Below are 11,021 nucleotides of genomic sequence, written 5' to 3' on the forward strand. Positions count from 1 at the left end.
GTCAGGGGCCGCCGCTCACCACGGAGACCGCTTGCGCGGTCTGGAACACCGCGTCGGCTATGTTGTCCGTGACGTCGAACAGGGGCTGCGGGAAGAGCCCCACGAAGAAGATGCCGGCCAGGAGCGCGAAGGTCACGCCGTTCATCAGCACGGGGATGCGCAGCCGTCCCGGCTCCTCCGGCTCGACGACGTACATTTGCCGTATGACCAGCAGATAGTAGTAGAGTGAGATGAAGCTGTTGACGACCGCCAGCGCCGCCAGCCACAAGAACCCTTCGTCGGCGACGGCCTGGAAGAGGATGAACTTGGTGGCGAAGCCGGCGAACAGCGGCATCCCCGCCAGCGAGAAGAGGGCGATGGTCAGCGCGAGGGCGAGGAAGGGCGCCCGTTCCGCGAGGCCGCGGTAGTCCGGTATCTCGTCTTTCCCGGTCGCGTTGAAATAGGCGATTATCACCACGAATGCCGCCAGGTTGGTGACGATGTAGCCGGTCATGTGCAGCACGAGGGCGCTCGTCGTCTGTTCGGAGAGGGCGGCGATACCCATTAGCATGAAGCCCACCTGCACTATCGACGAGTAGGCGAGCAGCCGCTTGATGTTGTGCTGCTGGATCGCCACCAGGTTGCCCACGGTCATGCTAGCCGCCGCCAGCGCCGCAATCATCCACTGCCAGTCGTCGAGCACGGGCTGGAACGCGCCCGCGAACAGGCGGATCAGCAGCGCGAAGCCCGCGGCCTTCGATGTCGCCGAGAGGTAGGCGGTGATGGGAAGGGGCGCCCCTTCATAGGCGTCGGGCGTCCACATGTGGAAGGGGACGGCCGCCACCTTGAAGCCGAGCGCCGCCACGATGAGCACCAGCCCCATGAGCATCGCCAGGTCGAAGTCGGCGATGCCGCTGCTGAGGGCGGCGCTGATGTCGGCGTAGAACGTGGAGCCGGCGACCCCGTATATGAGGCTCATGCCGTAGAGGAAGATAGCGGAGGAGAAGGCGCCCAGCAGCATGTACTTCAGTCCGCCCTCGTTCGATTTCGCGTCCATCTTGGCGAAGGAGACGAGGACGTACAGGCTGAAGCTGAGCACCTCGAGGGAGATGTAGGCGGTGAGCAGCTCGCGCGCCGCCGCCATGTATATCGCGCCGATGGTCGAGAGGATGAGCAGGGCGTAGTACTCGCCGGCGTGCCGCAGGCGGTCGCGCACGAAGTGAGCGGACGCCAGACAGACGGCGCCGGCGATGGCGATGAAGAACACGCGGAAGAACGTGGTGTAGTTGTCGACGACGAGAAGATCGCCGAACGACTCCGGAGTGTCGTTCACATAGACGAGAGAGACGCCGAGGGCCAGAGCCAGCCCGGCGACGGCGACGTACGGCAGGTAGGGGCGCAACCGCCGCCCGAAGAAGAGGTCGAGCGTCGCCACTAGGGCCGCAAGGCCGGCGAGCAGGTACTCCGGAATCAGCAGGGCGTAGTCAAGGTTCATCTGATCGCCGCCAAAGTGAGAACGCTATCCGATATGCGGTCGATAAACGGGGCCGGCCAGAGTCCCATGAAGAGCAGGAAGAATATGAGGACGGCGCCTGCCGCCTGCTCCCAGCGGGTCATCTCCGTCAGGTGCGACCAGCGTTCGTTGAACGGACCGAAGAAGGCCATTGCCAGCATGCGGAGGATGTAGGCAGCGGTGATGGCGGCGCCGAATATCGCCAGGGCGCCGAACGCCGGGTAGGTCTGGAACGTGCCGACGAAAATGTGGAACTCGGCGACGAAGCCGGAGAGCCCCGGCAGCCCCAGGGAGGCGAGGCCGGCAATCGCGAAGAAGGCGGCGAAGCGCGGCATCTGGTTCGCGAGCCCGCCGAAGATCGACATGTCGCGCACGTGCGCCTGGTCGTAGATGGCGCCTACCATAGCGAACATGAGGGCCGTCATGATGCCGTGCGAGAACATCTGGAGGACCGCCCCGTTCATCCCGATCGAGTTCAGCGTCGCCAGGCCCATGAGCACGTAGCCCATGTGGCTTACGCTGGAGTACCCCACCATGTACTTGAAGTCGCGCTGCGCCATCGCCGAGACGGCGCCGTAGATGACGTTGGTGGTCGCCAGGATCATGAGGCCGGGCATCCAGAACTCCGCCCCCTCCGGCAGGAGCTGGATGCCGAGGCGGATTATGCCGAACGCGCCCAGCTTCATCAGCACGCCGGCGTGGAGCATGCTAACGGCCGTCGGCGCGGCCACATGGCCGTCGGGCGACCACGTGTGGAAGGGCCAGAGGCCCGCCAGCACGCCGCAGCCGACGAGGAAGACGGGGAAGACTATCTTCTGGAAGTCCTCCGAGAACTGCACCTGGTACAGCGTCGGCAGGTCGAAGGTGCCGCGGTCGGCCTCGATGAAGACGGCGAAGATGCCGATGAAGATGAGTATGCTCGCCGCCACCAGGTAGAGCGTCAGCTTCATCGCCCCGTACTCCTTCGTGCGCACGAAGGTGGGGAACCGGCTGCTGGACCCCCAGACGGCGATGAGGAGGAACATCGGCAGCACTGCGAGCTCGTAGAAGAAGAAGAAGAAGAACAGGTCGAGTGAGGTGAAGGTGCCGAAGACGCCCGCGATAAGGGCAAACAGGAGAACGAAGAAGTCCTTGTTGCGATGGTCAATCTTCCAGGAGACGAGGACGCCGGTGAAAGCGACGATGCCGTTCAGCAGCACCATCGGCGCGCCGATGCCGTCGAGTCCCAGGTGGAACGTTATGCCGTCCTCGCCGAGGAAGCCAACGTTCTCGAGCCAGGGCCAGCGCAACTGGAACTGGAACGCCTCGCCGTTGTCGAGCTCATAGGCGAAGAAGAGGTAGAGCGAGAGTCCGAAGAGGGCGAACCCGGAGACCGCTGAGATGTAGCGCACCACGTTCGGGTAGCGCGAGGGGACGGCGACCAGCACGATCGAGGTCGCCAGCGGCAGCCCGATCAACGCCAGAAGAAGGTACTTCTCCATGCTCCCCCTCTATGTCCCCACGACGAAGGCAACGACGGCCAGCACAACGACGCCCGCGATCATGAAGAGGGCGTAGTTGGGCATGCGGCCCGTCTCGTGATATTTGAGCAGGAACCCGCTGTAGCGCGTCAGGTCGGCGGGGCCGTTGACTCCCGTGTCGTTCACGACGGCGCGGTCGTACCAGGCGACGATGCCCGCGACCACCAGGACGACACGGTCGATGATCGCCTGGTACAGGTCGTCCATGTAGTACTTGTTGCGGAGCACCACGTACGCCTGCCGGAACCTCGCGCCCATCGCCTTCGCGGGGAGGGCCTCGCCCGACCAAAAGTAGAGGCCGCCGGCCACGCCCGCGACGGCGAGGAGAATCGCCGACGCCATGAGGGCGGCGTTGACGTGGAAGACCTCGCCCTCGTGACTGAAGACGAACTCGCCGAAGCCGCCGGGGAAGCCGAGAAGGCGTCCCACCTGGTCGAAGACGACGAGACCGGCGAAGACGGTGAGCACTCCCAGGAAGACGGTGGTCAGCCTCATCGGCGGGCCCGGGTCGTGGGCGTGCTCATAGGCGTGCGGGTTGCGCGGCTTCCCCGTAAACACGAGGAGGACGAGCCGCGTCATGTAGAGAGCGGTCAGCACCACGCTGGCGAGCACGAGCGCCAGCACGAACGGGTTCTGGTGGTTGGCCGTCGTCAGTATGAGGTCGTCCTTGGCCCAGAACCCGGCGAGCGGCGGCAGACCGGCCATCGACAGAGCGCCGATCGTGAATACGGCGGCGGTTATCGGCATCTTGCGCCCGAGCCCTCCCATCTGCTCGACATCGAGCTCCTCGGTTGCGTGGTAGACGGACCCCGCCGAGAGGAAGAGCAACGCCTTGAAGAAGGCGTGGGTGAACAGATAGAGCATCGCCGCCGTCACCAGCCCGGAGCCGAGGGCGACGAACATCAGCCCCAGGCTGTTGAGCGTCGAGTAAGCGATGACGCGCTTTATGTCCGACATTACGAGGCCCATCGTCGCCGACATGATGGTGGTGATGAGGCCGACGGTGGTGACGACAATGAGCGCGCTGTCCGCCGCCTCGAAGAGGGGCATCGTGCGGGCGACCAGATACACGCCGGCGACGACCATCGTCGCCGCGTGGATGAGGGCGCTGACCGGCGTGGGGCCTTCCATGGCGTCGGGCAGCCACACGTGGAACGGGAACTGCGCCGACTTGCCCATGGCGCCCAGCAGCAGGAGGATGACGCTTACCGTAAGGTAGGCGTTGTCGATCTCTCCCGCGGTCGCCGCCTCGAAGATCTCCGACATGTCGAAGGTGCCGACGGAGCGCCAGAGCAGGATGGCGCCGATGAGCAGCCCCACGTCGCCTAGACGCGTCGTCACGAACGCTTTCTTCGCCGCCTCCGCCGCCGAGCGCCGCTCATGGTAGTGGCCGATGAGCAGGAACGAGCAGAGCCCCACGCCCTCCCACGCGAAGTAGAGGAGCAGAAAGTTGTCGGCGAGGACGAGGGTGAGCATCGACGCTGCGAACAGCGACTGCACGGCGAAGTACCAGCCGTAGCGGGAATCGCCCTTCATGTATTCGAGCGAGTAGATCTGGACGAGGAGAGAGATGAGGCTGACGACGACGAGCATGACGGCGCTGAGCTGGTCGACCATGAAGCCGATGCGCAGGCTGAACGTGTCGAAGCTGAGCCACTCCCTGCCCGAGTGCACCGGCTCGAACTCGCCGCCCGCCGCCAGGGCGTCCGTCAGGTCCTTGAGCACGAAGAAGAAGATGACGAACGAGCCCAAGATGGCGAGCACCGACAGCCAGTCGCCCTTGCGCGGCAGGTACTTGCCGACGAGTATAAGTATCGCCGCCGACGCTGCCGGCAGGGCGGGTATCAGCCAGGCCTGCTCCATGCCCATCGTTATCCGACCGTCCTGTTCGAATGCGTTACCACTTCAGCTCATGCACCTCGTCGACGTTCGCCGTCGTGCGGTTGCGGAAGAGGCGGAGGATTATCGCCAGGCCGAGGCCGACTTCGGCGGCGGCGATGGTGATGATGAACACCGCGAAGATCAGCCCCACGAACCGCTCCGGCGCCGTGTAGACGGCGAACGCGACCATGTTGATGCTGGCTGCGTTCAGCATAAGCTCGATCGACATGAGGATGAGCACGGCGTGGCGCCGCGCCAGCACCCCGTAGACGCCTAGTGAGAAGAGTATGGCGCTGAGGACGAGGAAGTGCTCGAGCCCTATCATTCCTCCTCCTCCTCCTCCTCAGAGCGGGCAAGCACAATACCGCCCACGAGCGCGATCAGCAGGACGAGCGAGGCGACCTCGAACGGGACCACCCAGGTGCGGAAAAGGGAATCGCCGATTGTTTCGAAGCCGATGAGCGCCGGCTCCGAGGCCTCCCGCGGCCAGGTGGTCAGGACCGTGGTCGCTATCAGGACGCCCAGGAGCGCGAGGCCGGCGACGACGGCCAAAGGCTTCTGCGCGTTGTCGAGCGTCTGCGACAGGTCGCGGGCGCGGGTGAGCATGAGCGCGAACAGCAGCAAAATGGCGACGCCGCCGGCGTAGAGGAGCACCTGCACCAGGGCCAGGAATTCCGTCGCCAAAAGGATGTACAGGGCCGCCACCGAAAGCAAGGTGAAGACCAGCGATAGCGCCGCATAGGCGACGTTCCGGCTGCCCACGACGCCCACGCCGGCGACGACGGTGATCGCGGCGATGAAATAGAAGATGACGTCCGTGACTGTCATGGTTCCACCCAGGGCGTTATCTCCCCCGCCTTCGACTTGGCCAACAGTTGCTCGAGGTCGAGGACGAGGCACGTGCGGTCATAGCAGGACAGCTCATGGCCGTCCCAGGTGTTGTTCATGGCGATGGCGCTGAAGTTGCAGGTCTCCACGCAGATGCGGCAGCGGATGCAGCGCCCGTAGTCGAGCAGGAACTTATCGACGATCTTGCGGCGCTTGCTCTTCCCCTCGGCTGCCAGCGGGTTGTCCTTCATCACCACCGATATGCACTGCGCCGGGCAGGCGCGCTCGCAGGCGTGGCAGCCGGTGCAGAAAGGCTCGCCTACCTCGTGGTCCCAGAGCAGCAGGGGGTAGCCGCGCTCGCGCTCGGGAATCTCGCGCTTGATCGTTGGGTACTGTATGGTGACCGGCCGGCGGGTCATCGTCCGGAAGGTCGTGCCAAGCCCCTTCAGCACACCCAGCATCAGGCTTCGCTCCTTGCGGCGATCCTCACCTCCGTCGGCGCCCGCAGGGAGGCGTAGATGACGTACGCGCCCGCCAGCAGCGTGAGGCCGGAGGTGACGAGGAGTGTCCAGTCGGGCCATTCGTAGACGAGGATGAGTCCGTTGACGAATATCTGCACGAGGGCGAGAGGGAGCAGGATCTTCCAGCAAAACGCCATTAGCTGGTCGACGCGTACGCGCGGGAAGCTGGCCGTCGCCCACATGATCATGAGAATAAGGGCTGTGGTCTTGACGAAGATGAGGACGAGCTGCCACCACCAGCCGAGCTCGCGTCCCAGCGGCCAGTCCCAGCCGCCGAGGAAAAGGAGCGAGCCGAGCACGGAGAGGGCGAACATGTTCGTGTATTCGGTGAGGGCGTAGAGGATGCTCCATCGTATGCCGCTGAACTCGATCCAGGGGCCGCCCGCCACTTCAGACTCAGCGGCGGCGACATCAAACGGGCGGCGCGTGAGGTCGGAGATGGCGGCTGCCATGAAGATGAAGAAGCCGAGCGGCTGCCAGACGATGAACGGCACCCTGCCCTGCTTTTCGACGATCTCCACCAGATTGAGCGAGGAGGCGAGCATCGCCAGGGCGAGGACGGCCAGCACCATCGGTATTTCGTAGCTTATGAGCTGGGCGGCGGCGCGCATGGCGCCGAGCAGCCCGTATTTGCTGTCCGATGCCCAGCCGGCGATGATGTAGCCGAGCACGGTGAGGCCGGAGACGGCGAAGAAGTAGAGGAGCCCCAGTCCCAGAATGCGCACGCCCCAACTTTCAGTGAACGGGAGCGCGAGCAGCGTGAGGAAGACCGGCACGAACGTCAGGAACGGCGCCAGCTCAAAGGCGATACGGTCGGCGGTCAGGGGCCGCAGGTCTTCTTTCAGCAGCACCTTCACGGTATCGGCGAGAGGCTGGAGAATGCCGTAGGGCCCGGTCCGCATGGGGCCGAGGCGCATCTGGATGCGACCGATGAACTTGCGCTCGACGTAGGTGAGCACGAGCACGACGAGGACGACGAGGGCGAAGACGACGAGCAGCCGCCAGAAGGCGTCGACCCAGACGTTGTCGAAGAAGCGCTCGAGCTGGTTCACCGGTCCACCTCTCCCAGCACGATATCGAAGGAGCCGAGGATAACGACGGCGTCGGCGACGTAGTGGCCGATGACCATTTGTCGCAGCGACGTCAGGTTGCAGAAGCAGGAGGAGCGTATCTTCAGCCGGTAGGGCTGCTCGCCGCCCTTGGAGACGAGGTAGATGCCGTACTCGCCGCGCGGGTTCTCGGTGCGCATGTAGACCTCGCCCGGAGGCAGCCGCAGCCGCCGCGGCATCTTCTCCGGCATGATGGGGCCGTCGTCCGGCATCTGCTCCAGCGCCTGCTCGACGATGCGGAGCGACTGCCGCATCTCCTCCATGCGGACGAGGTAGCGGTCGTAGGAATCGCCCCTGGTGCCGATGGGAATGTCGAAGTCAAAGCGGTCGTAGATCGAGTAGGGCTCCTCGCGGCGGAGGTCGACAGGGACGCCGGCGGCGCGCAGCATGGGGCCGGAGAGCCCGTAGTCGATCGCGTCCTCGGCGGAGAGCCTGCCGATGTCGCGGCAGCGGGCGACGAAGATCTCGTTGCGGGTGAGCAACCGGTCGATGTCGTCGATGCCGATGCGCGTCTGTCCGCAGACCCAGCGCACGCGCTCCTTGAAGTTCTCGGGCACGTCCCAGACGACGCCGCCGGGCCGGAAGTAGCCGTACATCATGCGGTCGCCGGTTATTTCTTCGAAGAGCCGCTGGATGTTTTCGCGCTCGCGGAAAGCGTAGGTGAACGCCGTCCCGAACACGCCGATGTCGGTAGCGAAAGCGCCGACGAACATGTAGTGGCTGGTGATGCGGTTGAGCTCGGTGAGGATGACGCGTATGTACTCGGCGCGCTCCGGCACTTCGAAGCCGCCCAGCTTTTCGATTGCCATGCAGTAGCACTGCTCGGCGTTGAACTGCGCCAGGTACTCGGTGCGGTCCTGGTAAATGATCCCCTGGCGGTAGTCCATATTCTCGGAGAGCTTCTCGGCGCCGCGGTGCATGTAGCCGATGTGGGGCACGACATCGACGACCTTCTCGCCGCTGACGGTGAGGACCATGCGGAAGACGCCGTGGGTCGCCGGGTGCTGCGGGCCCACGTTGACGTTTATGTCGAGGGTCTCGAGCTCGCGCTCGTCGACAGCCATCAGGCCTCTCCCTCTTCTTCCGCCGCCTTCTTGTCGGCGAGATGTTCGTAGCCGGCGGCGATGCGCCCGGCTTCCGCAACGGCGTCGCCCAGGAGCGCTCCCTGCCACTCTTCTATCTGCTGCAGCGGGTTGTCCTTGCGCAGCGGGTGATGGTCCGTCATGTCCTCGGGCAAGAGGAGCGGCACCAGGTTAGGGTGTCCCTCGAAGACGATGCCGAACATCTCCGCCGTCTCCCGCTCGAGCCAGTCGGCGCCCTTCCAGACCGGCGTCGCGGAAGCGACGCGCGGGTCATCCTGAGGGAGGCGCGTCTTTATGGTCACGCCGTGCTTCTTGTTGAAGGAGTAGAGCTGGTACACGACCTCGAGCCCCTGCTCCATGTGGTCGACGCCGCAGAGGCAGCGCAGGTACTTCAGGTCGAGGCGCGGGTCGTCTTTTGCCGTCCGCAAGACGCGCGCGATCTCCTCGCGGGGAACGGTGAGGATGACGTCCATCGGCCCCTGAGAGGCAACGAACTGCACGTCGGGGAAGACCTCAGCGAATACGTCGGCAATGGTTCCAGGGGGAGGCGGGACTATCTCGGCTTCTTGCGGGCCTTCCGGGTGCGGGCTCATCCGATCTTGTTCCGTTCTTCCATTATCTTGTTCTGCAGGGCGATAAAGCCGTCCATCAAAGCCTCGGGCCGCGGCGGGCAGCCGGGCACGTAGACATCGACAGGAATTATCTTGTCCACCCCCTGGACCACGCGGTCGTACTGGGTGTAGGGGCCGCCGTTGGTGGCGCAGGCGCCCATGGCGATCACCCATTTCGGGTTGGGCATCTGCTCGTAGAGCAGCTTCACAGCAGGCGCCATCTTCTTGGTGACGGTGCCGGCGACGATCATGACGTCGGCCTGTCGCGGTGAAGCCCAGGGGACGATCCCGAAGCGGTCGAGATCGTGGTGGGACATGTAGGCCGACATCATCTCGATGGCGCAGCAGGCGAGCCCGAAGGTGATGGGCCACAGCGATGACTTGCGCGCGAGGGCGAGGAGGTAGTCTGCGGGCGCCTGGACGATCCCCGGGAGGACCTGCCGGTAGAGGGCCTTCGCGTCGGGCCTTTCGACCGGTTTCAGTCTTTCCGCTTCTCTTAATACGCTGTCAGGGATCCGCCGGGGCGCCGGAGCCGCCTCTTCTCTTTCCGTGCGCTCCTCTATCGCCACTCCAGCGCTCCCTTCTTCCAAGCGTAGATGAGGCCGCCGCCGAGGACACCGAGGAAGAGAACCATTTCAAAGAAGGCGGCCTTGCCTACCCCCAGGAAGCTGACCGCCCAGGGGAAGATGAAGACCGCTTCGACGTCGAAGATGAGGAAGAGGATGGCGTAGAGGTAGTAGCGGACGTTCATCTGGGTGCGGACGCGCCCGATGGGGAGCATGCCGCACTCGTAGGGAGTGCTCTTAGCGGATGACGAGGAAAATGGAGCGAGTATCCGGGCGGTGATGAGCGCCGCCAGTACGATTGCGGCGCCCAGGCCGAGGGCAAGCAGGACAGCCGCGTAGTTGTCCAGTAGGGACTGCACCCGATGTAGCCTCGGGAGATAGATTAGAGAGGACTAGAAAACTGGCTGTTGTCCCTCCACGCGACGAATTTACCAAGAGGGGATTTTGTGGTCAAGCCTTTGGCCAGCTTCGCGCGTACTTTATTTCACGAATGCCCCGAAGAAAAAGAGTGCTTCCCGCGCATGCCGGGCATAGTGTTGGGGCGCAGCAAGCCTGTGGTGAAGAGGCAGGACTATGAGGGGAACCTGCAATTCCCGGCTTCCAAAGGCGTTGCCCTACGCGGCCGGCGCTCTAGGGCTGGCTTTCCGGGCGGCGCCGGGCGGCGCGACCGGCAGACCGGCGGCGTCCGCGGGCCCTCGGCGCTTGCGGCTCCGGCGGGGTCTCCGCTTCGGGCGGCTCCGGCCGCTCCTCGTCCGGCGGTGCCTTCGCCTCCAGGCGCTGCTTCTTCTCTTCGAGGCGCTGGATGCGGCGGTCGATACGCGCGCGCATCCGCTCGAGGCGACGCCGCACGAAGCCGCGCCAGCGACGCCGCATTCCCATCATCCCCTGTGCCATCTCATGCCTTCCTTTCCGTTCGCCCCGGGCAATGCGCGGGCTATGTTACGAACGCGGGCAACATGCCCGGGCTATCCGGTGACTTGCCGTCGCTTCCGTTCGCTGTCACAGTCCGAACAGCCGGCCCATCATGATGGGCGCAACGAACTCGGACAGGAGCACGAGGCTCCATATCCTCCCCTTGGAGATATTATAGTCCGCCAGAAGCCGTTCCCACGGCGCGCCCATCACGAAGTGCCCGAAAACAAACTCGAACAGCACGGTCGCAATCACCCACGTGAACGAGACGGTGAGCAGGTCGCGGAGGGCCTGCTCATCCGGCACGATCCACAGGAAGACGGCGGCGAAAAGGAAGAGGAACGCGGAGAGCATGAACGTGCTCGCGACGTGTCCCGCCCGATCGCCGAATCGCGGGACGAGGACAGCCTGGCGGAAAACGCCGTTACCGATCGCGAAGGGGACGAGCGCGGCCCATCCCGCGAGCGCGTAGGGGACCATGCCGTCGAGGCGCCTCCTT

General features: G+C 64.6%; 13 protein-coding genes. All 13 read right to left on the reverse strand.

From position 1 onward, the window contains the following. Position 1: 1 nt before the first annotated feature. Positions 2–1,474, reverse strand: coding sequence for an NADH-quinone oxidoreductase subunit N (locus tag QME71_07570; protein MDI6858151.1), 1,473 nt, complete (start codon positions 1,472–1,474; stop codon positions 2–4). Continuing rightward, positions 1,471–2,973 carry an NADH-quinone oxidoreductase subunit M gene (locus QME71_07575; protein MDI6858152.1) on the reverse strand — a complete coding sequence of 501 codons (1,503 nt, stop codon included), beginning with the start codon at positions 2,971–2,973 and terminating at the stop codon, positions 1,471–1,473. Before QME71_07575 ends, QME71_07570 begins: the two co-directional genes overlap by 4 nt. Positions 2,974–2,982: 9 nt before the next feature. Next, the gene (gene nuoL, locus QME71_07580) at positions 2,983–4,881 is read right to left on the reverse strand and encodes an NADH-quinone oxidoreductase subunit L (GenBank protein MDI6858153.1); all 1,899 of its coding nucleotides are present in this window, start codon (positions 4,879–4,881) and stop codon (positions 2,983–2,985) included. A 28-nt stretch (positions 4,882–4,909) separates the two neighbouring features. Beyond that, positions 4,910–5,218, reverse strand: coding sequence for an NADH-quinone oxidoreductase subunit NuoK (gene nuoK / locus QME71_07585; protein ID MDI6858154.1), 309 nt, complete (start codon positions 5,216–5,218; stop codon positions 4,910–4,912). Next, positions 5,215–5,721 carry an NADH-quinone oxidoreductase subunit J gene (locus QME71_07590; protein MDI6858155.1) on the reverse strand — a complete coding sequence of 169 codons (507 nt, stop codon included), beginning with the start codon at positions 5,719–5,721 and terminating at the stop codon, positions 5,215–5,217. Before QME71_07590 ends, nuoK begins: the two co-directional genes overlap by 4 nt. Beyond that, positions 5,718–6,182: a 4Fe-4S dicluster domain-containing protein gene (locus QME71_07595; protein ID MDI6858156.1), complete on the reverse strand. Its 465-nt coding sequence runs from the start codon at positions 6,180–6,182 to the stop codon at positions 5,718–5,720. The genes QME71_07590 and QME71_07595 overlap by 4 nt, the downstream gene beginning before the upstream one ends. Next, positions 6,182–7,294 (reverse strand): NADH-quinone oxidoreductase subunit NuoH, encoded by a 1,113-nt coding sequence (gene nuoH, locus QME71_07600; GenBank protein MDI6858157.1) that lies wholly within the window; start codon positions 7,292–7,294, stop codon positions 6,182–6,184. Before nuoH ends, QME71_07595 begins: the two co-directional genes overlap by 1 nt. After that, the gene (locus QME71_07605; GenBank protein ID MDI6858158.1) at positions 7,291–8,415 is read right to left on the reverse strand and encodes an NADH-quinone oxidoreductase subunit D; all 1,125 of its coding nucleotides are present in this window, start codon (positions 8,413–8,415) and stop codon (positions 7,291–7,293) included. Before QME71_07605 ends, nuoH begins: the two co-directional genes overlap by 4 nt. After that, a complete protein-coding gene (locus tag QME71_07610) occupies positions 8,415–9,026 on the reverse strand; it encodes an NADH-quinone oxidoreductase subunit C (GenBank protein ID MDI6858159.1) in 612 nt (203 codons plus the stop codon). Before QME71_07610 ends, QME71_07605 begins: the two co-directional genes overlap by 1 nt. Further along, positions 9,023–9,469 carry an NADH-quinone oxidoreductase subunit B family protein gene (locus QME71_07615; GenBank protein MDI6858160.1) on the reverse strand — a complete coding sequence of 149 codons (447 nt, stop codon included), beginning with the start codon at positions 9,467–9,469 and terminating at the stop codon, positions 9,023–9,025. The genes QME71_07610 and QME71_07615 overlap by 4 nt, the downstream gene beginning before the upstream one ends. A 134-nt stretch (positions 9,470–9,603) precedes the next feature. Further along, positions 9,604–9,969, reverse strand: a complete 366-nt coding sequence (gene ndhC / locus QME71_07620; protein ID MDI6858161.1) for an NADH-quinone oxidoreductase subunit A — start codon at positions 9,967–9,969, stop codon at positions 9,604–9,606. A 271-nt stretch (positions 9,970–10,240) separates the two neighbouring features. Continuing rightward, complete coding sequence (locus QME71_07625; protein MDI6858162.1) at positions 10,241–10,504, reverse strand: hypothetical protein; 264 nt, start codon at positions 10,502–10,504, stop codon at positions 10,241–10,243. A gap of 105 nt (positions 10,505–10,609) precedes the next feature. After that, entirely contained in the window at positions 10,610–11,002 is a 393-nt protein-coding gene (locus QME71_07630) for a hypothetical protein (GenBank protein ID MDI6858163.1), read from the reverse strand. Positions 11,003–11,021 lie beyond the last annotated feature (19 nt).

The organism is Dehalococcoidia bacterium (assembly GCA_030018455.1).
Lineage (GTDB): Bacteria > Chloroflexota > Dehalococcoidia > DSTF01 > JALHUB01 > JASEFU01.